Origin of the sequence: Pantoea piersonii (assembly GCF_003612015.1) — a bacterium.
Classification (GTDB): Bacteria; Pseudomonadota; Gammaproteobacteria; order Enterobacterales; family Enterobacteriaceae; genus Pantoea; species Pantoea piersonii.
Genome location: NZ_RARB01000008.1, coordinates 51049 through 74160, shown reverse-complemented (window position 1 = coordinate 74160; position 23112 = coordinate 51049). Strand labels below are relative to the sequence as shown.

At 53.4% G+C, this 23112-nt stretch carries 23 protein-coding genes, 1 other RNA gene and 2 pseudogenes; 13 read left to right on the top strand and 13 right to left on the bottom strand.

The window, feature by feature from the left end; genetic code table 11:
* Nucleotides 1-108: 108 nt before the first annotated feature.
* From lepB to rpoE, 6 genes are all read right to left on the bottom strand, one after another.
* Nucleotides 109-1083 carry a signal peptidase I gene (lepB, locus tag D7S44_RS18885; protein WP_120457484.1) on the bottom strand — a complete coding sequence of 325 codons (975 nt, stop codon included), beginning with the start codon at nt 1081-1083 and terminating at the stop codon, nt 109-111.
* 9 nt (nt 1084-1092) lie between these two features.
* Nucleotides 1093-2892 carry a translation elongation factor 4 gene (gene lepA / locus D7S44_RS18880; RefSeq protein ID WP_120457482.1) on the bottom strand — a complete coding sequence of 600 codons (1800 nt, stop codon included), beginning with the start codon at nt 2890-2892 and terminating at the stop codon, nt 1093-1095.
* 218 nt (nt 2893-3110) lie between these two features.
* Nucleotides 3111-3575: a SoxR-reducing system protein RseC gene (gene rseC / locus D7S44_RS18875; protein WP_120457480.1), complete on the bottom strand. Its 465-nt coding sequence runs from the start codon at nt 3573-3575 to the stop codon at nt 3111-3113.
* Complete coding sequence (rseB, locus tag D7S44_RS18870) at nt 3572-4528, bottom strand: sigma-E factor regulatory protein RseB (protein WP_120457478.1); 957 nt, start codon at nt 4526-4528, stop codon at nt 3572-3574. The genes rseC and rseB overlap by 4 nt, the downstream gene beginning before the upstream one ends.
* On the bottom strand, nt 4528-5181 hold the full coding sequence (gene rseA / locus D7S44_RS18865) for an anti-sigma-E factor RseA (protein ID WP_120457476.1): 654 nt from the start codon (nt 5179-5181) through the stop codon (nt 4528-4530). Before rseA ends, rseB begins: the two co-directional genes overlap by 1 nt.
* A 27-nt stretch (nt 5182-5208) precedes the next feature.
* Entirely contained in the window at nt 5209-5787 is a 579-nt protein-coding gene (rpoE, locus tag D7S44_RS18860) for an RNA polymerase sigma factor RpoE (RefSeq protein ID WP_010617748.1), read from the bottom strand.
* A 431-nt stretch (nt 5788-6218) separates the two neighbouring features.
* On the opposite strand from rpoE, the gene nadB reads away from it, so the two are divergent.
* Nucleotides 6219-7841 (top strand): L-aspartate oxidase, encoded by a 1623-nt coding sequence (nadB, locus tag D7S44_RS18855; protein WP_120457474.1) that lies wholly within the window; start codon nt 6219-6221, stop codon nt 7839-7841.
* Here nadB and trmN read toward each other — a convergent pair.
* Nucleotides 7826-8575, bottom strand: coding sequence for a tRNA(1)(Val) (adenine(37)-N(6))-methyltransferase TrmN (trmN, locus tag D7S44_RS18850; RefSeq protein WP_120457472.1), 750 nt, complete (start codon nt 8573-8575; stop codon nt 7826-7828). The genes nadB and trmN overlap by 16 nt on opposite strands.
* Before the next feature lie 155 nt (nt 8576-8730).
* On the opposite strand from trmN, the gene srmB reads away from it, so the two are divergent.
* On the top strand, nt 8731-10059 hold the full coding sequence (gene srmB, locus D7S44_RS18845) for an ATP-dependent RNA helicase SrmB (RefSeq protein ID WP_120457471.1): 1329 nt from the start codon (nt 8731-8733) through the stop codon (nt 10057-10059).
* Nucleotides 10060-10276: 217 nt separating this feature from the next.
* On the opposite strand, the gene grcA is transcribed toward srmB, so the two are convergent.
* Entirely contained in the window at nt 10277-10660 is a 384-nt protein-coding gene (grcA, locus tag D7S44_RS18840) for an autonomous glycyl radical cofactor GrcA (protein WP_120457469.1), read from the bottom strand.
* Nucleotides 10661-10933: 273 nt separating this feature from the next.
* On the opposite strand from grcA, the gene ung reads away from it, so the two are divergent.
* Complete coding sequence (gene ung, locus D7S44_RS18835; RefSeq protein ID WP_120457467.1) at nt 10934-11617, top strand: uracil-DNA glycosylase; 684 nt, start codon at nt 10934-10936, stop codon at nt 11615-11617.
* Between the two features lie 59 nt (nt 11618-11676).
* On the opposite strand, the gene grpE is transcribed toward ung, so the two are convergent.
* Complete coding sequence (grpE, locus tag D7S44_RS18830; protein WP_120457655.1) at nt 11677-12258, bottom strand: nucleotide exchange factor GrpE; 582 nt, start codon at nt 12256-12258, stop codon at nt 11677-11679.
* Nucleotides 12259-12381: 123 nt separating this feature from the next.
* Here grpE and nadK point away from each other — a divergent pair, with 123 nt between their 5' ends.
* The 3 genes from nadK to bamE all read left to right on the top strand — a co-directional run bounded on the left by nadK (nt 12382) and on the right by bamE (nt 15548).
* On the top strand, nt 12382-13260 hold the full coding sequence (gene nadK / locus D7S44_RS18820) for an NAD(+) kinase (protein WP_120457465.1): 879 nt from the start codon (nt 12382-12384) through the stop codon (nt 13258-13260).
* Between the two features lie 83 nt (nt 13261-13343).
* On the top strand, nt 13344-15005 hold the full coding sequence (gene recN, locus D7S44_RS18815) for a DNA repair protein RecN (protein WP_120457463.1): 1662 nt from the start codon (nt 13344-13346) through the stop codon (nt 15003-15005).
* A 195-nt stretch (nt 15006-15200) separates the two neighbouring features.
* Nucleotides 15201-15548, top strand: a complete 348-nt coding sequence (bamE, locus tag D7S44_RS18810) for an outer membrane protein assembly factor BamE (protein WP_120457461.1) — start codon at nt 15201-15203, stop codon at nt 15546-15548.
* 68 nt (nt 15549-15616) lie between these two features.
* On the opposite strand, the gene D7S44_RS18805 is transcribed toward bamE, so the two are convergent.
* On the bottom strand, nt 15617-15910 hold the full coding sequence (locus D7S44_RS18805; protein WP_120457459.1) for an RnfH family protein: 294 nt from the start codon (nt 15908-15910) through the stop codon (nt 15617-15619).
* Complete coding sequence (locus D7S44_RS18800; protein ID WP_120457458.1) at nt 15903-16337, bottom strand: type II toxin-antitoxin system RatA family toxin; 435 nt, start codon at nt 16335-16337, stop codon at nt 15903-15905. Before D7S44_RS18800 ends, D7S44_RS18805 begins: the two co-directional genes overlap by 8 nt.
* A 159-nt stretch (nt 16338-16496) precedes the next feature.
* Here D7S44_RS18800 and smpB point away from each other — a divergent pair, with 159 nt between their 5' ends.
* From smpB to D7S44_RS18770, 6 genes and pseudogenes are all read left to right on the top strand, one after another.
* Nucleotides 16497-16979, top strand: a complete 483-nt coding sequence (smpB, locus tag D7S44_RS18795; RefSeq protein ID WP_033754058.1) for an SsrA-binding protein SmpB — start codon at nt 16497-16499, stop codon at nt 16977-16979.
* A 44-nt stretch (nt 16980-17023) separates the two neighbouring features.
* Nucleotides 17024-17387, top strand: a transfer-messenger RNA (tmRNA) gene (gene ssrA / locus D7S44_RS18790).
* A 196-nt stretch (nt 17388-17583) separates the two neighbouring features.
* Nucleotides 17584-18800 (top strand): annotated as a pseudogene (locus D7S44_RS18785) (integrase domain-containing protein).
* Nucleotides 18785-20173 (top strand): AAA family ATPase, encoded by a 1389-nt coding sequence (locus D7S44_RS18780; protein ID WP_120457456.1) that lies wholly within the window; start codon nt 18785-18787, stop codon nt 20171-20173. The pseudogene D7S44_RS18785 and the gene D7S44_RS18780 overlap by 16 nt, the downstream one beginning before the upstream one ends.
* On the top strand, nt 20170-20706 hold the full coding sequence (locus D7S44_RS18775; RefSeq protein ID WP_120457454.1) for a hypothetical protein: 537 nt from the start codon (nt 20170-20172) through the stop codon (nt 20704-20706). The genes D7S44_RS18780 and D7S44_RS18775 overlap by 4 nt, the downstream gene beginning before the upstream one ends.
* The gene (locus tag D7S44_RS18770; protein ID WP_120457452.1) at nt 20703-21392 is read left to right on the top strand and encodes an RNA ligase family protein; all 690 of its coding nucleotides are present in this window, start codon (nt 20703-20705) and stop codon (nt 21390-21392) included. Before D7S44_RS18775 ends, D7S44_RS18770 begins: the two co-directional genes overlap by 4 nt.
* A gap of 267 nt (nt 21393-21659) precedes the next feature.
* On the opposite strand, the gene D7S44_RS18765 is transcribed toward D7S44_RS18770, so the two are convergent.
* Nucleotides 21660-21911: an ogr/Delta-like zinc finger family protein gene (locus D7S44_RS18765; RefSeq protein ID WP_109651039.1), complete on the bottom strand. Its 252-nt coding sequence runs from the start codon at nt 21909-21911 to the stop codon at nt 21660-21662.
* Nucleotides 21908-22495 carry a hypothetical protein gene (locus D7S44_RS18760; protein ID WP_240629501.1) on the bottom strand — a complete coding sequence of 196 codons (588 nt, stop codon included), beginning with the start codon at nt 22493-22495 and terminating at the stop codon, nt 21908-21910. Before D7S44_RS18760 ends, D7S44_RS18765 begins: the two co-directional genes overlap by 4 nt.
* Here D7S44_RS18760 and D7S44_RS18755 point away from each other — a divergent pair.
* A pseudogene (locus D7S44_RS18755) lies at nt 22460-23067 on the top strand (primase-like DNA-binding domain-containing protein); the annotation flags it as partial. The gene D7S44_RS18760 and the pseudogene D7S44_RS18755 sit on opposite strands and share 36 nt — an antisense overlap.
* Nucleotides 23068-23112 lie beyond the last annotated feature (45 nt).

Here is a 23112-nt window from a genome sequence, read left to right as displayed (position 1 = left end):
GTGACTCTGCATACGAAACAGGGCTGGCTTTCCAACGCAATCTGTTTAGTGTGCAGTGGCCCCCCGAAGGAGGCCGACCGTTTTGCCCATTAATCGGGGCCAGATTTATCAATGAATGCCGCCAATACGGCTCAGGCGAACGCCTGTCGGCCATTGACCTTCCTGCTTATCGAAGCTCATCCAGATGGCGACCGCTTTACCGACCAGATTACGTTCCGGGACAAAGCCCCAGTAGCGGCTGTCGGCGCTGTTGTCGCGGTTATCGCCCATCATGAAATATTGCCCCTGCGGCACGATCCAGGTCGCCTGCGGCTGGCCCGGCTGCTGATAATACATGCTTGCCTGACTCTGCGCTTCGTTTACCAGCAGAATATCGTGCGTTACGTTGCCCAGCGTCTCTTTGCGCGTGCCGAGACGCAGCCCGCCGCGCATGGTTTCGCCCTGCGGCACCTGATAGAAACCGTTGCCGGTTTCGTTGCCGTCAAACCCGCTGAAGGTCTGAATAAAGTTGCTCGGCTCGACATTGGTATAGGTAATCGGCAGCGCGCTGGTGCAACGCTGGCCAGCGGCGCAGTTCGGGCTGACGGTCAGCGTTTTGCTGTAGGGGTCAAAGACCACTTTGTCACCCGGCAGGCCGATAACGCGCTTAATATAGTCCAGGCTCGGATCTTTCGGGTATTTAAATACCGCGATGTCACCGCGCTGCGGATGACCGGTCGGGATCAGCGTCGTCTGGGTAATAGGATCTTTAATGCCGTAGGCAAATTTCTCGACCAGAATAAAATCGCCGATCAGCAGCGTGGGCATCATGGAGCCGGACGGGATCTGGAACGGCTCATAAATAAACGAGCGCACCACAAATACCACCAGCAGCACCGGGAAGACCGACGCGGCGGTCTCAATCCAGCCAGGTTGCCCGCTGACTTTCGCCAGCGTTTTGTCATCGAGGGTGTTGCCTGCCGCAGCCTGCGCTTCCGCTCGTTTGGCCCGGCGCGCTGGCGCCCACTTAACGCGATCGATACACCAGATAACGCCGGTAACCAGCGTCGCTATCGCCAGAACCAGGGCGAACATATTAGCCATTGGGGATCCTTATTTGCTGTCCTTACCGACATGCAGAATGGCGAGGAAGGCTTCCTGCGGCAGCTCAACGTTACCGACCTGCTTCATGCGTTTCTTGCCTTCTTTCTGCTTCTGCAACAGTTTCTTCTTACGGCTGACGTCGCCGCCATAGCACTTGGCGAGTACGTTTTTACGCAGCTGCTTCACGGTTGAGCGAGCAATAATGTGGTTGCCGATCGCCGCCTGAATCGCAATATCGAACTGCTGACGAGGGATCAGATCTTTCATCTTCTCCACCAGCTCGCGGCCGCGATATTGCGAGTTGTCGCGGTGGGTAATCAGCGCCAGCGCATCGACGCGCTCGGCGTTGATCAGCACGTCGACGCGCACCATGTCAGAGGCCTGGAAACGTTTAAAGTTGTAGTCCAGCGAGGCGTAGCCGCGCGAGGTCGATTTCAGACGGTCGAAGAAGTCAAGAACCACTTCCGCCATCGGGATTTCATAGGTCAGCGCGACCTGGTTGCCGTGGTAAACCATGTTGGTCTGCACGCCGCGCTTCTCGACGCAGAGCGTGATGACGTTGCCGAGGTACTCCTGCGGCAGCAGCATGTGACACTCGGCGATCGGTTCGCGCAGCTCTTCGATATTATTCAGCGGCGGCAGCTTAGACGGGCTGTCGACGTAGATAACTTCGCCGTCGGTGGTTTCCACTTCATACACAACGGTCGGCGCCGTAGTGATCAGATCGAGATCGTATTCGCGCTCCAGGCGCTCCTGAATGATCTCCATATGCAGCAGACCGAGGAAGCCGCAGCGGAAGCCGAAGCCGAGCGCAGTAGAGCTTTCCGGCTCATAAAACAGCGAGGCGTCGTTCAGGCTCAGCTTGCCGAGCGCGTCGCGGAAAGCTTCATAATCGTCAGAGCTTACCGGGAACAAGCCCGCATAAACCTGCGGCTTCACTTTCTTAAAGCCAGGCAGCGCTATATCCGCCGGGTTACGCGACAGCGTCAGGGTATCGCCCACCGGCGCGCCAAGAATATCTTTGATAGCGCAAACCAGCCAGCCTACCTCGCCGCAGTTCAGCTGCGTACGGTCAACCTGCTTCGGCGTAAAGATGCCGAGGCGGTCGGCGTTGTACACCTGACCGGTGCTCATCACTTTAACTTTGTCGCCTTTGCGCAGCGTGCCGTTTTTCACGCGGATCAGCGAGACAACGCCCAGGTAGTTATCAAACCAGGAGTCGATAATCAGCGCCTGCAGCGGGCCTTCCGGATCGCCTTCCGGCGGCGGAATATCACGCACCAGACGCTCCAGCACTTCAGGCACGCCGACGCCGGTTTTCGCCGAGCAGCGCACCGCATCGGTCGCGTCGATGCCGACGATATCTTCAATTTCCTGCGCCGCGCGTTCCGGATCGGCGGCTGGCAGGTCGATTTTGTTCAGTACCGGCACAACTTCCAGATCCATCTCGATCGCGGTGTAGCAGTTCGCCAGGGTCTGCGCTTCTACGCCCTGTCCTGCATCCACCACCAGCAGCGCGCCTTCGCAGGCCGCCAGCGAGCGTGAGACTTCATAGGAGAAGTCAACGTGCCCTGGGGTATCGATGAAATTGAGCTGGTAAGTTTCGCCGTTCAGCGCTTTGTAATCGAGCGTTACGCTCTGCGCTTTGATGGTAATGCCGCGTTCGCGCTCCAGGTCCATAGAGTCAAGTACCTGTGCCGCCATCTCGCGATCGGTTAAGCCGCCACAGATTTGAATCAGGCGGTCAGAGAGCGTCGATTTACCGTGGTCGATGTGCGCGATGATGGAGAAGTTTCTTATGTGCTTCATTTATATGAATATCTTCACGTAGAAAAACAGTTGAGAACCTGAGCACAGACACATTCAGGAAGATCGCTCTTTACCTACAATCCTGTCAGCCTCATTAATGACGACGCATATTACACTGTTAAGGCCGCGCATAAAAGAATGGAACGTTGCGGAATCACAACACTTTTTGGCGAGAAACAGGCGCTAAAAGGCCGCGATATACGCGGCCTGGCAGAGGATCACGCTTCGCTTTCCACCCGCAGGGCGTCGGGCGGAAGCGCTACGTTCAGGATGATGGGCTGAAAAGCGGCGCGATCGCCTACCTTCAGCGAGACGCCTTTCGCGACGATAAAACCGCCGATGCCGCCGAGCAGCGCGCCGCAGGCTGCCGCCAGATCGCTGTGGAACAGCGCCTGGAACAGACCCGCCAGCAGAAACAGTCCAAACAGCGGCGTCATATAGACCAGCAGCGCCGAACCGAGCAGACTGCTCTCTTTAATGCCCAGCTCAACGCGCTGACCGGGTTGTAACGGCGTCGCGCTGACGATTTCCATCACGTGAGCGTCTTTCGGCCCCAGCTTATTGAGCATATGGCTGCCGCAGCCTTTACGCGCTGAACAGCTGTTGCAGGAGGTTTTCGCCTCTGTATGCAGCGTGGCGATGCCGTCACGCCATGCCACTACCGTGGCCCACTCTCTCATCATCGTTGCGACCCCAAATCAATACTGTCCGCTATGCGTTTTGCCGTCGCGGGCGGCAGTTCGCCCACCACGGTGATTTCGCTATTATTACGCACTTCGGTCTGTACCGTTCGACGTCCTGTGCGCAATGTCTGCGTAACGCTGCTTTTATCGGCCGGGGTAATATTGATGGCAAAACTGAACAGGCCGTCGCTGTAAAGCTGCGACTCTACAGTTTTGTTCATTGCCGGAATGTCGCGGCGGCTCTGCGAAATAAGCTTCATACCCGCCGGCACCCAACCTGGCTGCCAGTTGAGTTTGACCTTCTCCCCTTCCGGCACCGAAAGCGACGGCGGCAGATTAGCTTTTTGCAGCCCCTGCATAAGATTGCGCACGCCTTCATCAACCGCAAAGCTGATCACGCGGAACTGCTCCAGCGTTTCGCCATCGCGATCCAGCAGGTCGATACGCAGCGGCAGTTTGGTATCCACATCCAGCCATACCACATAGCTGTAGCGCGTGCCGTCGCGCGAGACGATGCGAATCACCTCACACAGCTGATCGGCGATACGCGAGCGACCTACCGGAATAAAATCCCAGGCGCTGGCGAGCTGAGAGAAATCGGCGAAGATCAGCGACGGCAAAGCGTCGATGATGTGTTGACCAGGCAGAGAGAAAGGATCGAGGCCGGGTTCGAAGTAGCTAATATCATTCCCACGCTGAATCACTTCCCGGCGCGGGCCGTCCATCTGCAACAGCTGCGCATAGACGCGGTTATCGATCACTGCATGACGATAACGCAGCGATTCAATCCCTATACGCGAGACGTTGATATAAGCGAATTCGTAATTGAGGGTCTGGCTTGCCTGCTCCATCTGCTGTAACAACGCCCCGGACGCAGAGGTCTGCGCCGGGGCGGGAGATGAACAAAGCAGGCTGCCTGCCAGCAGGCTAACGGCGCACCAAAGCTGCTTCATTACTGCTGTTGCGTACCTAAAGACTGGTTGCCAGGAACGTTCGCCTGCGCCTGCTGCGGCGCATTGGTTTCGAACTGCAGACGATCAGAATGCAGACGACGCTGCAGTTCGTAGTCCTGCAGCATGGCGTTGACACGACGGCGCTGCTCCTGAACCTGCTGAGTGGCACCGCTGGTGTCGAAGGCGTCAGACGGCACGCCCAGGCTAACCGGCGAAGCTTTGCCCATCATCGGCAGCGTATTGAACACCGGCGAATCAGACGGCTCTGCGGTGGTGCCGCTCGGCTGGTTGTAATGCTGCACGCCCACGATAACCGCCAGCGATACGCACGCCGCTACGCCGACCTGCGTCAGCTGCGCCGCCCAGGGACGCATTTTGCGCCAGAAAGGCATCTTCGCAACGCTGGCCGGTTCAGGCTGTGATTCGACAATCAGCGGCGTAACCTTGCGGGCGGGCTCCTGCTCGAGGGCCGCCGCGACGCGCGCGGAGATATCGAAGTGCAGCACTTCGCCTACATCGCCGCGCATGGTGTCGCGGATCAGATGATAGCTAGTCCAGCGCTGTTGCAGCTCTGCATCCTGAGATAGTGCTGACAGCAGCGCGTTATCGAGCGCCTCGCCATCCATCAAAGCGGAAAGTTGTTCTTTCTGCATGCCTAAGTACCCTTCCAGTAGCCGTTATCACTGACGTTGGATAAGCGGTTGAACTTTATTATCAATGGCCTCTCGCGCACGGAAGATACGTGAACGCACTGTACCGACCGGGCAATCCATAATGGCGGCGATCTCTTCGTAGCTCAGTCCGTCCAGCTCCCTGAGCGTGATTGCCATACGCAAATCTTCAGGGAGTGCCTCAATGGTACGAAAGACGATTTGTTTCAGTTCATCTGACAACATTAAGTTCTCAGGGTTCGAAATTTCTTTTAGCGCGCCAGCACTTTCGAAATTTTCTGCATCGATCGCATCCACATCGCTGGATGGCGGACGACGCCCCTGAGCAACCAGGTAATTTTTTGCGGTATTGACCGCAATACGATAAAGCCAGGTATAAAACGCGCTGTCGCCGCGGAAGGATTCCAGCGCGCGATACGCTTTAATAAAGGACTCCTGCACGACATCAGGCACGTCTCCCGACGGAACATAGCGGGAAACCAGGCTCGCCACTTTATGCTGGTAACGAATGACCAGTAGGTTAAATGACTTCTGATCTCCCTTCTGCACCCGCTCTACGAGTACCTGATCCGTTAACTGCTCGCTCATCCGAGGTAATGTCTCCCCAAATTCTTTTAAATGCGTAAAAGGAACTGCCAGCACATCTTCATGGTTCTGAGCAAGCATGCGCTTAGAGTCGTGGTGCGGCAAAAAGTTCGCTTAACGCGCTAATGATGACTATTCCAGATACGCTGTCATTTGTTTTTCATTCTCTAGACAGTGTAATCCAGACTGCGGCTATCAACGCAGAATCGCAGGCAGAGTACCTTATGATGCCGCCTTTTTCATCTTTAAATCCTTAAAGGCCGCTACGTTTTATATAAAAAACAAGCTTTAAATACGCGTTTTTGTAATCTGTTGATTTTACGTATAACTGTCTGTTAATTAATGTGGTGCTGCGCCCTTCTGGTTTAAAATACTTCACAAGGGTAAGGGAAACGCTTATTCTCGAACCACCCTTGTTTAGTAAATTAAACACTATGGCACATACAGACTCTGCGGATTACCAGTGCGATGTTTTGATTATCGGCAGCGGCGCGGCGGGTTTATCGCTGGCGCTGCGGCTGGCGGCGCACTACGACGTGCTGGTGCTGAGCAAAGCGCAGGTCAGCGAAGGCTCCACGTTTTATGCACAAGGCGGCATCGCCGCGGTGTTCGATGAGACCGACAGCATCGAGTCGCATGTGGAAGATACGCTGATCGCCGGCGCAGGCTTATGCGATCGCGAAGCGGTCTCTTTTGTCGCCAGTAATGCGCGTCACTGCGTACAGTGGCTGATTGACAACGGCGTCGCCTTTGATCGCGATCCGCAGGCGGCGGGCGATATGCCCTATCATCTGACGCGCGAAGGCGGTCACAGCCACCGGCGTATTCTGCACAGCGCCGACGCGACCGGGCGCGCCGTCGAAACGACGCTGGTGAGCCAGGCGTTGAGTCATCCCCGTATCCGCATTCTCGAGCGCACCAATGCGGTAGACCTGATCCTTTCAGACAAGCTGGGCCTTGCGGGTTCGCGCCGCGTGGTCGGCGCCTGGATCTGGAACCGTAATCGCGAACAGGTCGAAACCTGCAGCGCGCGTGCAGTAGTGCTGGCAACCGGCGGCGCGGCAAAAGTCTACCAGTACACCACCAATCCCGATGTCGCCTCTGGCGACGGTATTGCGATGGCGTGGCGCGCTGGCTGCCGCGTCGGCAATCTCGAATTTAACCAGTTCCATCCTACGTCGCTGTTTCATCCTGACGCGCACAGCTTTCTGCTGACCGAAGCACTGCGCGGCGAAGGGGCCTGGCTGCTGCGGCCCGACGGCACGCGATTTATGCCAGACTTCGATGAGCGCGCCGAGCTGGCGCCGCGCGATATCGTGGCGCGCGCAATTGACCATGAAATGAAGCGGCTCGGCGTCGACTGCCTTTATCTCGATATCAGCCACCAGCCGCCGGAATTCGTGCGCGCTCATTTCCCGACCATTTATGAAAAGCTACTGAGCTTTGGCCTCGACCTGACGCGGGATCGCATCCCCATCGTGCCCGCCGCGCACTACACCTGCGGCGGCGTCATGGTGGACGCGCGCGGACGCACCGATGTCGACGCGCTTTACGCCATCGGCGAAGTAAGCTGCACCGGGCTACACGGCGCCAACCGCATGGCGTCCAACTCGCTGCTGGAGTGTCTGGTGTACGGCTGGTCGGCGGCGGAGGATCTGCTTCAGACGCTGCCGCAAAGGGAAACGCTCCACGCCCTGCCGTCCTGGGATGAAAGTCGTGTAGACGATGCGGACGAGCGCGTCGTCATCCAGCACAACTGGCACGAGCTGCGGCTGTTTATGTGGGATTACGTCGGGATAGTGCGCACCACGCGTCGGCTGGAGCGCGCGCTGCGCCGCATTAGCCTGTTACAGCAGGAGATTGACGAGTATTACGCGCATTTCCGGCTCTCCAGCGATCTGCTGGAGCTGCGCAACCTGACGCAGGTCGCCGAACTGATGGTGCGCTGCGCGCTGGCGCGTAAGGAGAGCCGCGGGCTCCATTTTACCCGCGACTATCCTGATATGCTGCCTGAAGCAAAGCCGACGATTTTAACGCCCTCTTACATAAAGAGATAAAAGTCGCGCGTCAGGCTGCACCAGACTTCTGAGTAGTGCGTATCCTGATTGCGGATCGCCATTCTTTCCAGCAGGGTTTCGCCCGCGCTGGGAGAGAAGCCGAGCAGCACGCGATGCGGCGGACGATGCGCATATTCCGCCACGTCGATGCGGAAACGAAGATGCCAGCCCTCTTTCTGCGCCAGCGCGATCATCGTTTGCCCTACCGCTTCCGGCAGCACGACACAGAAGAACCCCTCCTCCTCGATCAGACGCGCGGCACAGCGCAGCAGGCTTGCGTGATCCAGCGTCGCCGTCGAGCGGGCCGCGTCGCGCTCCGGCGTCGCACAGGCGACATCGGGCGGATAATAGGGCGGATTGCTGACAATTAACGAATAGCGTTGGCCGCAGTTGTCGGCAAAGGCGGCAATATCCTGCTGATGGACGTGCACGCGCGCTGGCCAGGGCGACTGCGCGACATTTTCCTGCGCCTGCTGCGCGGCGGCGACATCCAGCTCCACCGCGTCGATGATCACGGCATCCGGCGTGCGCTGCGCCAGCATCAGGGCGATTAGCCCGCTGCCGCAGCCGATATCCAGCACGCGGCGCACGTTTGCTACCGGCGCCCATGCGCCCAGCAAAATAGCGTCAGTGCCCACTTTCATGGCGCAGCGGTCGTGCGCCACAAAAAATTGTTTGAAGGTAAAACCGTTTCTTTTTAACAATGGCCGCACATGCGGCTTTTCCTGCGTCATACTCTGCAACCATTACCTTTTTTCCTGCCGTGCGGCAGCGCTTCAGTGTAACGTGACAGCCTGAGGAATACACGTAGTGGGCTGGCCGCCGCGGATTAACAGATGAAGATTGCGTTTGATCTGTCTATAATCAGCGCCCCAAACTGAGGTAGACCATGACCGTAACCACATTTTCCGAACTCGAACTCGACGAAAGCCTGCTGGAAGCCCTGCAGGAAAAAGGCTTCACGCGCCCGACAGCAATTCAGGCCGAGGCGATCCCGCCCGCGCTGGAGGGCCGCGACGTTCTGGGTTCGGCACCTACCGGAACCGGGAAAACCGCCGCTTATCTCCTGCCGGTACTGCAGCATCTGCTCGACTTTCCGCGTAAAAAGTCGGGCCCGCCGCGCATCCTGATCCTGACCCCCACGCGCGAGCTGGCGATGCAGGTCGCCGACCATGCACGTGAACTGGCGAAACATACTCACCTGGATATCGCGACTATCACCGGCGGCGTGGCGTATATGAACCATGCGGAAGTGTTCAGCGAGAACCAGGATGTGGTGGTAGCGACTACCGGTCGTCTGCTTCAGTACATCAAAGAAGAGAATTTCGATTGCCGCGCCGTTGAGACCTTAATTCTTGACGAGGCCGACCGCATGCTGGATTTGGGCTTCGCGCAGGATATCGAAACCATCGCAGGCGAAACCCGCTGGCGTAAGCAGACCATGCTCTTCTCCGCCACGCTGGAAGGCAATGCGATCAAAGATTTCGCTGAGCGTCTGCTTAACGATCCGGTGGAAGTTGAAGCCGATCCGAGCCGTCGCGAACGCAAAAAGATCCAGCAGTGGTATTACCGCGCTGACGATCTGGAACATAAAACCAAACTGCTGATCCACCTGCTGAAGCAGCCGGACGTGACGCGTTCGATCGTCTTTGTGCGCAAGCGTGAACGTCTGCATGAGCTGGTGAAGTGGCTGCACGATGCGGGGATCCGCAGCTGCTATCTGGAAGGTGAAATGGTGCAGGCCAAGCGCACCGAAGCGATCAAACGCATCACTGACGGCCGCGTCAACGTGCTGGTGGCGACCGACGTCGCCGCGCGTGGTATTGATATCGAAGATGTCAGCCACGTCTTTAACTTTGATATGCCGCGCACCGCCGATACCTATCTGCACCGTATCGGCCGCACCGCGCGCGCTGGTCGTAAAGGCACCGCGCTGTCGCTGGTGGAAGCGCACGATCATCTGCTGCTGGGTAAAATCAGCCGCTACCTGAACGAACCGCTAAAGCCGCGCGTCGTTGATGAGCTGCGCCCGGTTACGCGTGCGCCGAGCGCCAAGACCACCGGAAAACCGTCGAAAAAAGCGCTTGCGAAACGGAAAGAGAAAAAAGAGAGCGAAGCGGAAAAACCGCGCGTGAAGAAGCGTCACCGTGATGCCAAAAACGTGGGCAAACGCCGCAAGCCAAGCACTGCCGCGCCAGCCAGCGGCGATGCGGAATAAATCAGCACCGCTATAAAAAAATCGCCTCAACTGAGGCGATTTTTTTTAGTTAAGCTGGCAAAACAGCCGTTATCCCCTTTAGCCAAAGGCTCTGGGCTGCAGGATGCAGTTCCGGCAACGCTGTTAACGTTAATAAAAGCAGATTTTGTTTTTTATCAGCAACATATATTTAACAACGACGTGGGTGCTTTTTCTGCATCCGCCTAAAGTTCTACCGTTACAGACTTTCTGTAAAGGTACGGGTAATCACGTCACGCTGCTGTTCCGGCGTCAGCGCGTTAAAACGTACCGCGTAGCCTGAAACGCGGATCGTCAGCTGCGGATATTTCTCCGGGTGCTTAACCGCATCTTCCAGCGTTTCGCGACGCAGCACGTTAACGTTCAGGTGCTGACCGCCTTCAATACGCACCTGCGGTTTCATCTCCATTGGCACTTCGCGGTAAGCGAATTCGCCCAGTTCGCTGATTGCCACTACCTGATCTTCTTCGTAGCCCGCTTTAGCGCACAGGCAGCGCGCTTCCGCTTTTTCGTCGTCGATCAGCCAGAAGGAGTTCATTAAATCGGGATTATTGGTTTGGGTAATTTGAATGCCTGTGATCATAATCAGTTCTCCAGAACAAGGCGCTATTCTGCTCAGCGCGGTAAGTAAACAAATGGGTAAATCAACTTAATAGCCTGATATAACACCCGTCCTCTGAAGAGGCTTTGACCTCAGTCAATTTCCACAGCCGCGATTTTCACTGCTAATTTCAATTAATTGATTCAGATAATCTTTTTCATTAAAAAATATTTTGTAAATTTCAAATATTTTTTACCTTCAACCTGACGCGGTGAAACGTTAAGCTTAAGAGACCGATCTTTAAGGGAGCAAATCATGACGGATAAACTGACCTGGCACGACGTGCTGGCCGAAGAGAAAGAGAAGCCCTACTTTAATGAAACGCTAAAACTGGTGGCTAACGAACGGGCGGCTGGCGTGACGGTTTATCCGCCGCAGAAAGATGTCTTCAATGCGTTTCGCCTGACCGAGCTGGGCGACGTGAAGGTCGTCATTCTGGGTCAGGATCCCTACCACGGCCCGAATCAGGCGCATGGCCTGGCCTTCTCCGTCCTGCCCGGCGTGCCGGTGCCGCCCTCTTTACAGAACATGTATAAAGAGCTGGAGCAGGAGTTTCCTGACTTTAAACGTCCGCAGCACGGCTTTCTGGAGAGCTGGGCGAAACAGGGCGTGATGCTGCTGAATACGGTGCTGACCGTCGAGGCGGGCAAGGCGCATTCCCATGCGCGCTTCGGCTGGGAGACCTTTACCGACAACGTGATCGCCGCCATCAACGAGCATCGCGAAGGCGTGGTGTTCCTGCTCTGGGGATCGCACGCGCAGAAGAAAGGCAGCATTATCGATCGACAGCGCCATCATGTGTTACAGGCGCCACATCCCTCGCCGCTTTCCGCGCATCGTGGCTTCTTTGGCTGCGGACATTTCGCGCAGGCGAATGCGCTGCTGAAGCAGGCGGGCGAAACGCCCATCGACTGGATGCCGCAGCTGCCTGCCAGCTGAGCCGCAAATAAAAACGGCCGCGTCACTGCGCGGCCGTCTGATTCTCTTTGCTTTCGTGCTTAGCTTTTGGCTTTCGCGACCGCAACCATCGCCGGACGCAGCAGGCGACCGTTCAGGGTATAGCCGCGCTGCATCACCATCATCACATGGTTAGGCGCTACGTCGTCCGATTCCATCATCGACATTGCCTGATGAATTTCCGGGTTAAACGGCACGTTGGTGTCGCCGACAACTTCAACGCCGAACTTACGCACCGCGCCAAGCAGCGATTTCAGGGTCAGCTCGATACCTTCAATCATCGAAGCCAGCTCAGGATTCTCTTTGTCCGCTACTTCCAGCGCGCGCTCAAGGCTGTCGATAACCGGCAGCAACTCGTTAGCGAATTTTTCCAGCGCGAATTTGTGCGCTTTCTCAACGTCGATTTCGGTGCGGCGACGGATGTTTTCGATTTCCGCCTGCGCGCGCAGCTGGGCGTCGCGTACGCCGGACTGAGACTGCGCCAGTTCAGCTTCCAGCTGAGCAATACGCTCATCACGCGGATCCACCTCTACTGCCGTCTCCGCTTCCTGAGGTTGCTGCTGATCCTGTTGAATTTCGTCTGAGACTTGCTCGTTTGGGGTGTTCTGTTCTTTACTACTCATGAATTTCTCCGCGTTTTGCACATTCATCTCGCCAGTCCGCTTATTATGGGGATCGGTTTGACGGTTTCAAGGGAACCCATCACATTGCCTTGCCGTTTTGGCTTATGAGGAAAGACCCACCAAATGAACAAACACTTTAACTGCATTGGTATTGTAGGCCATCCGCGTCACCCTACCGCTCTCACGACGCATGAGATGCTGTGGCGCTGGCTGACGTCCAGAGGTTATCAAGTGATTATTGAGCAGCAGATCGCGCAGGAACTCAATCTGCAGGATGCGCAGACCGGCACGCTGGCGGAGATTGGACAGCAGGCGGACCTGGCGGTAGTGGTCGGCGGCGACGGCAATATGCTGGGCGCGGCGCGCGTGCTGGCGCGCTACGACATCAAGGTGATCGGCATTAACCGCGGCAATCTGGGTTTTCTTACCGACCTTGATCCCGACAATGCACAGCAGCAGCTGGATGAGGTGCTGCAGGGGAACTATTTCGTTGAAAGCCGCTTTCTGCTGGAAGCGCGCGTATGTAAAGACGACTGCTCGCCGCGTCTGGGCCTGGCGATCAATGAAGTGGTGCTGCATCCCGGCAAAGTGGCGCACATGATCGAGTTCGAAGTCTATATCGACGAGGTGTTCGCCTTTTCGCAGCGCTCCGATGGCCTGATTATCTCTACGCCGACCGGCTCGACCGCTTACTCGCTGTCGGCAGGCGGACCGATTTTAACCCCGTCGCTCGATGCTATCGCGCTGGTGCCGATGTTCCCCCATACTCTGTCGGCGCGCCCGCTGGTGATCAACAGCAGCAGCACCATCCGGCTGCGTTTTTCCTCGCGCCGCAGCGATTTAGAGATCAGCTGCGACAGCCAGATCGCCCTGCCGATTCAGGAAGGAGAAGATGTTCTGATCCGCCGCAGCGAGAACCACCTGAATCTGATTCACCCTAAAAACTACAGTTATTTCAATACTCTGAGTTCAAAGCTGGGCTGGTCGAAAAAATTGTTTTAATTTCAGCGCGCCCTCTTTACTGGATAAAAAACCAGTTTATACTGTACGAAAAACCATATCTGTTTTTCCATACAGGTGATTCTATGCTGGCACAGCTGACCATCAGTAATTTCGCTATCGTTCGTGAGCTCGACATTGATTTCCAACGCGGTATGACGGCGATTACCGGTGAGACCGGCGCGGGTAAGTCTATTGCTATTGACGCGCTCGGCCTGTGCCTTGGCGGCCGCGCTGAAGCGGACATGGTGCGTCAGGGCGCCGCGCGCGCCGACCTCTGCGCCCGCTTCAACCTCAAGTCCTCGCCTTCCGCGCAGCGCTGGCTGGAGGAGAATCAGCTGGATGACGGCAATGAATGTCTGCTGCGCCGCGTTATCAGCGCTGACGGCCGCTCACGCGGCTTTATCAACGGCACCGCGGTGCCGCTGTCGCAGCTGCGCGATCTGGGTCAGTTGCTGATTCAGATCCACGGCCAGCACGCCCATCAGCTTCTGCTGAAGGCTGACCATCAGAAACACCTGCTTGACGCCTACGCCGGCCATGATGATTTGCTGCTGCAGATGCGCAACGATTATCAGGCCTGGCATCAGAGCTGCCGCAACCTGGCGCAGCATCAGCAGCTGTCGCAGGAGCGCGAGGCGCGCCGCGAACTGCTGCAGTATCAGCTGAAAGAACTCAACGACTTCGCCCCACAGGCGAACGAGTATGAGCAGATTGATGAAGAGTACAAACGTCTCGCTAACAGCGGACAGTTGCTCTCCACCAGCCAGCAGGCGCTGCAGCTGCTCGCTGACGGCGACGACAGCAACCTCAACAGCCTGCTTTACACTGCGCGCCAGATGGTGACGGAAGTGGTGACGCTCGACGACAAGCTGAGCGGTGTGCTGAATATGCTGGAAGAAGCGGCGATTCAGCTCAGCGAAGCGAGCGACGAACTGCGTCACTACGTTGACCGTCTCGACCTCGACCCAAATCGTCTGTATGAGCTGGAACAGCGTATCTCCCGCTATATCGCGCTGGCACGTAAGCACCACGTTGCGCCGGAAGGCCTGGCGGAGCTGCATCAGCAGCTGCTGGCGGAAGCGGAGCTGCTTTCGCAGCAGGAGAGCGACCAGGAGAGTCTGCAGGCGTTAGTTAGCGAACACTATCAGGCTGCGCTGCATAGCGCTGAGCGTCTGCACCAGCAGCGCCAGCAGTATGGCGCCGAGCTAGAGCAGTTGATTACTCAGAGCATGCATCAGCTCTCTATGCCGCATGGCCGTTTCACCATCGCGCTGGCGTTCAATCCCGATCATCTGACCGCCGACGGCGCGACGCGTATCGACTTCCAGGTTACCACTAACCCAGGCCAGCCCTTGCAGCCGCTGGGTAAAGTGGCCTCCGGCGGTGAGCTGTCGCGTATTGCGCTGGCGATCCAGGTGATTACCGCGAAGAAGATGGAAACCCCGGCGATGATCTTCGACGAAGTGGACGTCGGCATCAGCGGCCCCACTGCCGCCGTGGTAGGCCGTCTGCTGCGCCAGCTGGGCGAATCGACCCAGGTGATGTGCGTTACCCACCTGCCGCAGGTAGCTGGCTGTGGCCATCAGCACTTCTTTGTCAGCAAAGAGACCGATGGCGCCATGACCGAAACCCATATGCAGGCGCTAGACAAGCGCGCGCGTCTGCAGGAGCTGGCGCGTCTGCTGGGCGGCAGCGAAGTCACGCGCAATACCCTTGCGAACGCGAAAGAACTTTTAGCGGCGTAAGGGTCGCACTTTCTTCCCGCTGCGTGGTCATATGCTTGCTCTGTCGATGTAGAGGTTTCCAATAGCGAAAAGGTTTATTATCATCGGCAACTTATGTCGCCTGAATAATAAAGCCTGCCGCAGGCAGAGTTCAGAATTTGATGGCAAAAAAACAGCCTGAGAAAAGGCGTTTGGCCCCAGAAAAGGAATGTAGAGATGCGCTGTAAAACGCTGACTGCCGCGGCAGTGGTAATGTTGATGATGACCGCCGGATGCTCCACCCTTGAGCGCGTGGTTTACCGCCCAGATATCAACCAGGGCAACTACCTGGTTGCCAACGATGTGGCGAAAATCCACAACGGCATGACGCAGCAGCAGGTTGCCTATACGCTCGGTACACCAATGATGCGTGACCCGTTTGGCAGCAACGTCTGGTATTACGTGTTCCGTCAGGAGCCAGGCCATGAAAGCGTGAAGCAGCAGACGCTGACACTTACCTTCGACAGCAACGGCGTACTGACCAATATCGACAATAAACCGAATCTGACAAAGTCGGGTGACTGATCGAACACGCAACAAAAAAGGCGCCGCTGGCGCCTTTTGCATTTCTGGCCTGTCTGTTCTGACTGGCGCTATTTTTTGCCGCTGGCTGAGCGTTCTGCGCGCTGACGACGCAGCTCTTTGGGGTCGGCAATCAGCGGGCGATAGATTTCTACCCTGTCGCCTTCCTGCAGCGTATCGCCCAGCTTAACCGGACGGCTAAAGACGCCAACCTTATTGCGGCTGAGATCGATATCGCGGCGCAGTTCAAGCAGGCCCGATGCGACGATTGCCTGCTCAACAGTGCTTCCCTCTTCCAGCGTGACCACGCGCTGATACTGTTTTTCCGGCAGCGCGTAAACCACCTCAACGGAGATCTCAGGCACTGTAGACCTCTTTGGCGCGCTGGGTAAAAGCCTGCACCATGCTGTTTGCCAGCTCTTTGAAGATGCGGCCGAACGCCATCTCTACCAGCATATTGGTGAACTCAAAATCCAGGCTGAGTTCTACCTTGCAGGCGTCATCGCCCAGCGAGATAAAGTGCCAGCCGCCGGTGAGCTTGCGGAATGGGCCGTCCACCAGTTGCATCTGGATACGTTGATTGTCGGTTAGGGTGTTACGCGTAGTAAATGTCTTACTGATGCCCGCTTTTGAGACGTCTACGGAGGCCGTCATCTGATTTTCAGACGATTCCAGCACGCGACTGCCAGTGCATCCTGGCAAAAACTGTGGATAGGCATCCACATCGTTGACCAGCTGGTACATTTGCTCAGCGCTGAAGGGCACCAGCGCCGAACGACTAATCTGAGCCATAATGGTTCCTGTTCATCACAAAACCGCTGAATTGTAGCATTTCCAGCGATCAAACAAAAATTCCCCGCTTTCAGAGGTGTGCTAGAATATCCCGTTTCCCGGTGCCCCGCTGGACAAGGGGTGCGATGGCCGCTTAAGTGATGTAAAATACGCCGCACTATGACAAAGAAAAAAGTACATAAACCCGGTTCTGCCACTATTGCCCTTAACAAACGCGCCCGTCATGAATACTTCATTGAAGAAGAGTTCGAAGCGGGATTGTCGCTACAAGGATGGGAAGTCAAATCGCTCCGTGCGGGTAAAGCCAACATCAGCGACAGCTATATTCTGCTGCGCGATGGCGAAGCTTATCTGTTCGGCTCTACCTTCCAGCCGCTGGCGGTCGCCTCAACGCATGTCGTCTGCGATCCCACGCGCAACCGTAAGCTGCTGCTGAACCAGCGCGAACTCGACTCGCTTTATGGCCGCGTTAACCGCGAAGGCTACACCGTCGTTGCGCTGTCGCTTTACTGGAAAAACGCCTGGTGCAAGCTGAAGATTGGTGTGGCGCGCGGTAAGAAAGAGCATGACAAGCGCGACGACATCAAAGAGCGCGAGTGGAAGCTCGATAAAGCGCGCATCATGAAAAATCGCAACCGCTAATCGCTGGATAGTTTTAAAGTTTTTTGCTAGAGTAGTTGGTTCCTGGGGCTGATTCTGGATTCGACGGGATTTGCGAAACCCAAGGTGCATGCCGAGGTGCGGTAGGCCTCGCTAAAAAACCGCAAAAAAATAGTCGCAAACGACGAAAACTACGCACTAGCAGCTTAATAACCTGCTTAGAGCCCTCTCTCCCTAGCCTCCGCTCTTAGGACGGGGATCAAGAGAGGTCAAACCCAAAAGAGATCGCGTGGATGCCTTGCCTGGGGTTGAAGCGTTAAATCTAATCAGGATAGTCTGTCAGTGGCGTGTCTGTCCGCAGCTGCCAGGCGAATGTAAAGACTGACTAAGCATGTAGTACTGAGGATGTAGGAATTTCGGACGCGGGTTCAACTCCCGCCAGCTCCACCAAAATTCTTCAAAGATGATTACCAGAGTCATCTGTAGAAGTCCTGAAAGCCCGCACGGCGCAAGCCTGGCGGGCTTTTTTGTGTCTGTAATCTTCCGGCACGATGATCCGCCTGAATACAGGGATTATTGGCACACGTTTAGGTACACGACATAAGGTGGGCCAAAAACGTGTACCCATTATGGACGGAAATCACTCATGGCGCGGATGACACGCCCCCTCACCAATAACGAAATCCTCAAAGCTAAGCCTCAAGAGAAAGACTTCACACTGCACGATGGTGACGGACTTTTCCTGCTCGTCAAAACATCTGGTAAAAAGCTGTGGCGTTTCCGCTATCAGAGGCCAAGAAGTAGTAGCCGAACAAATCTTAGTCTTGTCTCATACCCTGCTCTAACGCTAGCTGCTGCACGTCAGATGCGTGACCAGTATCTGTCGCTGCTTGCTCAAGGGATCGATCCACAGAAGCAGCAAGAGGAAGTTTCTGAGCAACGTCAAATTGAATTGGATAGCATTTTTTCAGTTGTTGCCGATAGGTGGTTCCAGCTTAAAAGCAAAAGCGTCACCGAGGATTATGCGAAAGATATTTGGCGATCACTGGAGAAGGACATCTTCCCCGCTATTGGCGAAATTCCTGTTCAAGCACTCAAGGCCAGAACGTTTGTTGAAGCACTGGAGCCGATTAAAACTAGAGGCGCTCTTGAAACAGTTCGTAGGTTAGTGCAGCGTATCAACGAGATTATGATTTATGCAGTCAACACCGGATTGATCGATGCTAACCCAGCGTCTGGTGTTGGTATGGCTTTTGAGAAGCCAAAAAAACAGCATATGCCAACACTCAGACCCGAGAATTGCCAAAGTTGATGCGGTCTTTATCTATGTCGAACCTATCTGGTTCTACTCGCTGTCTTATTGAGTGGCAACTTCTGACTCTTGTGCGTCCCTCAGAAGCTTCTGGTGCGAAATGGACAGAAATCAATTTTGAGAATAAACTCTGGACTATCCCGGCAACAAGGATGAAGGCCAAGCGTGAACATATTATCCCCTTATCACCACAAGCATTATATATTCTAGAGGTTATGAGGCCTGTAAGCGCTCACAGTGAGCATATTTTCCCAAGCAGAAACAACCCAAAACAATCGATGAATAGTCAGACTGCAAATGCAGCATTAAAACGGATTGGTTATGGTGGTAGACTTGTCGCACATGGTTTACGTTCAATTGCAAGTACAGCCCTGAATGAAGCTAACTTTAACTCTGATGTGATTGAGTCTGCGTTGGCTCATTCTGATAAAAACGAAGTCTGTAGGGCTTACAATCGTTCAATCTACCTTGAGAAACGGGTTGAACTGATGAATTGGTGGGGCAGTTTTGTTTATAACAAAATTCAGGAGATGAAATGTTTAAAAAATTAAGAATAAAAAACTTTAAAGCATGGGAAGATACACAAGAAATATCCATGGCTCCTATTACGTTATTTTTTGGAGGTAATAGCTCAGGTAAATCTAGTATAGGTCAGCTTCTAATGATGCTCAAACAGACTATTGATTCACCTGATCGTAAAAGTCCTCTTTATTCAGGAGGGCCACAGACAGCAGTACAGCTTGGCTCTTTTCATGAAATGGTTCATCAAAGAGATTCCTCAAAAAAAATATCATTTGAATATACTTGGAGCATTGATGATGAGTTAAGGGTGAGGGATCCTATCAGCTCAAACATCTTCCAAGGAGATGAAATATCATTTGGTGCTTCAGTATGTTTTAACGAAAGTCAGCGGATTGTTGAACTTTCTGGCTTCAATTATGAAATACATTATGGAAACCAGCTTGGATTTTCAGTTGGCCTTGAAAGGAATTTAAATACTAAGAATGACTTTAAGACTAACTTCTCTAATTATAATTTAGTTAGGCAAAAAGGGCGCGTTTGGTCAATTAAAGAAGCTGTAAGGTTTTATGGATTCCCTGAAGAAGTTGTAGCTTATTATCAAAATGCAGACTTTGTGCAAGAGCTAAATTTACGACACGAGCAGTTATTTCGGTCACTTTATTACCTCGGACCGCTTAGAATAAAAGCATCAAGGTTATATCCATGGTCTGGAATCAGGCCTGAAAGTGTTGGGTTTTCTGGTGAAAATACTATTTCAGCGCTTTTATCTGCCAAAGATCGTAAAATAGGCCTTGGCTATAGAAAAGTGACAAAACCTTTCGAGGAGATAATTGCATTAAAATTGAAAGAAATGGGACTTATTGATGATTTCATTGTAAAACCCATCTCTGAAAATCGTCAAGAATATGAAGTTAAGGTATGTACGAAAGGCTCAAAATCTTGGGTGGACTTACCAGATGTAGGATTTGGGGTATCGCAAGTATTACCCGTTTTAGTACAATGTTTCTACGCACCCAGCGGTTCTGTTATCTTAATGGAGCAGCCTGAAATACACCTCCATCCTAAGGCGCAATCTGTTTTAGCGGATGTTTTAATTGATGTTATACGTTCAAAGGAAAATGGCGAAGATAGAAGAATTCAGTTAATTATAGAAACCCACTCAGAACATTTCCTGAGAAGACTTCAAAGAAGAATAGCAGAAAACGAAATATCCAAAGAAAATGTAGCAGCCTATTTCTCTGATTACTCCAAAAACAAACCGTCACTTACTCCTTTGTTGATTGATGACTTTGGCAACATCAAAAATTGGCCGGAGCATTTCTTTGGAGATGAAATGGGTGATATAACTGCGCAATCTAAAGCAGCCATACAGAGAAGACTTAAGGAAATCAACAAAAAATGAAGATTCCCAAGAATTATATTTTAGATACTAACGTACCTAAAACTGCTAATTTAGCAGTTGTTGCAGATGGAGTAACTAATGAAAATGCCAAATGTGTTTTAAGCTGCGTTGAACTGATTGAGAAAATAACAAGAAGTAAAGATAGTGGATTAGTTCTTGACTCAATGGATGAAATCTTTGATGAATATAGAGGGCAACTTAACTTAGGCGGCTCGCCCGGACAAGGGGATGTCTTTATGAAATGGCTGCATGATAATAGATGGAACTTTCCAGAAACCGACCGTGTTAACATAACTAAAAATAATGATACTTACTCCGAATTCCCACAACACCCAGAACTAGTTAACTTTGATATTTCAGATCGTAAGTTCGTGGCAACATCAAACGCACACCCAGGAAAACCTTGCATTTATCAAGCTGCTGATAGTAAATGGTGGGGATGGAAAGATGCATTACTAGAAGTAAATATTAAAGTGTGCTTTATGGATGAGCAATACATAGAAACCATCTATAACAGGAAGATGAGAGGATGAGCGAGATTAATGTAAAATTCCCAAGCACACCTCACTTCGCTATTTCAGTCACTCAAGACATTAGAAATGACAAGGTGCTTGATGATGATATGCAAAATGACGCCCTAACTAAAGAGTTAATCATTGAGGAGAAAATTGACGGTGCAAATCTTGGCATATCTTTCGATTTTGAGGGGAATATAATATTACAGAATAGAGGGAGCATTTTAAATCCCCCATTCTCTGGCCAGTGGAAACCTTTAGATAATTGGTTAAAATCAAGACTTGAGAAGCTATTTGATGTCCTTACTGACAGATATATTTTATTCGGAGAGTGGTGTTACGCCAAGCATTCTATCCATTACACCTCTCTCCCTGACTACTTTTTAGCTTTTGATATTTATGACAAAAATTTGAAAAAATTTATAGATTTTGATAGCCGTCAAGAGTTAACGAAGTCCATGGATATTTTATCTGTACCTTTGTTAGGGAAGGGTTTTTTTCGTCTAAATGAATTACTCAGTTTTATCAAAAAATCTTCATATAGCGATTCAATTTCAGAAGGAGTTTATGTTAGAGCATCGGATTCCTATCAAACCTTTTTTAGAGCTAAGATTGTAAGAAATGATTTTACTCAAAATATCGCTCTGCACTGGAGTGCGAGAAGTATCATTAAAAATAGTTTGCTCATTAACAAATGCAATTGAGCTGCCGTGGGCTGCTGTTAACCGCGCGCAATGCTTTCCCCGCCACGCCTGCCCGCTTTATACACCACTTTTCATGCAGGTGCATGCTACGGGCCTAGCCGCGCCCGGAATGGCCTGAACGAGGCAAAGCGGGGCATTTTTTTGCATGCGGATCCATGCGCGCTATGCATGCACGTCTCTTTACAAAGCGGCTGGCCAGAAAAAAGGCTTCGGGAAGAAAGAATATGGGCGCAATAAAGCCGCTGGTGTGGCAGCGGCTGTGCGGGATTAGTGAATCTGGCGGAATGCAGAACCATAACGGCCCAGCGTCTGGCGTTCTCTTGTTGGTTCCGGTGATGGTACCGGTATTTTTTCCGGCTGTGGTGGTGCGGTGATCACCTTTGTGATGCTCTCATTCGTCTTGAAAGTACAGGAGCAGTCCAGGTTAGTGCACTGGTGATAACGCTCTTTTACCTGCTCTGACATATAGCGGCTCGATTTGGTATGTGCCGCACTTTTGCAGTAGGGACAGTGCATCATTTCTGGCTGCCCTCCTGAAGTTTTGCACGCTGCGCCCGGATTGATTCAGCCAGTTTCTGGCGGCGCATAGGATGGCGGTATAGCTCCATATCAATACCCGTAAGCGGCGGGCGATATAGACCAATATTCTCCAGCAGCGGAGCCTCATTTAGTATGCTGTCTGGCAGAGCAACAGCCGCTCGCGTCAGCGCTTCACCGACCAGATAAGCCACGTCCTTAATACTATCCCGGTCATCGCCGGCAAACGTCGGGGAAAGCTCTTCACGACGGAGACGCAGCTTAATGGCCCACAGCAGCGACGGACTTAGGTTACGCAGTGCTGACTGCCAGTGCGCATCCGCGAACCCGGTAAAAGCCTCCCGATGCGATTCAACATACTCTTTACCACTGCCGCAGCATTTCAGCATTGCCTCCTGCTTATCCAGCGCCAGCTCTTTAAGCAGCCCGCCGAACTCATCGGCCAGTTCACGGCTGGCGATGCGCTGAGAATGTTCGGCGCGCAGCTCGTCGGTGAGATTGCCTCGCAGGTTGCGGAAGCGCGTGCGCCAATTGACCAGAAATACCGTGACGCCTACTCCACCCATATTCCGGCGGTAATTCTGGCGGTGAACAACAATCCGATGCGCTTCAGCGATCGCAGCGGCGGTGTGTCGCGCCGCCGGGTAATTCTGACGTTCCCGGAGGTGATACCGGCAAAAGAGCGTGACCCGCAGTTGCTGGGCAAAATCAGCACCGAGCTGGCCGTGATTGTTCGTCACCTGATGCAGCGCTTCTCATCACCAAACGAAGCGCGCGAGCTGTTGCAGGCGAAGCAGACTTCCGGTGAGGCGCTGGATATCAAAAGACAGGCCGATCTGCTGGTTGATTTCTGTGGATACCTGATCCGCTGAGCACGCCAAACGGGCTGTTTATTGGTAACGCCAATATTCGCCCGCTGAATCCGAATCGCTATCTCTATCATGCCTACCTGTCTTTCATGGAGTCACGTGGCCATCAGCACCCGCTCAGCCTGACTGCATTCGGCCAGGCAGTGCCACAGACGCTAAAAGAGTATGAGCGAGTGTTGATTAAACGCCGCACGAATAACGGGATTCAAACTAATCTCACGCTGCATGAAGACAGCGAGGCAGATCGGCTGCCAGCATGTAACATCTAATAATATCAAAAACCGGCTAAGGCCGGTTTTTGATGCAAAATGAAA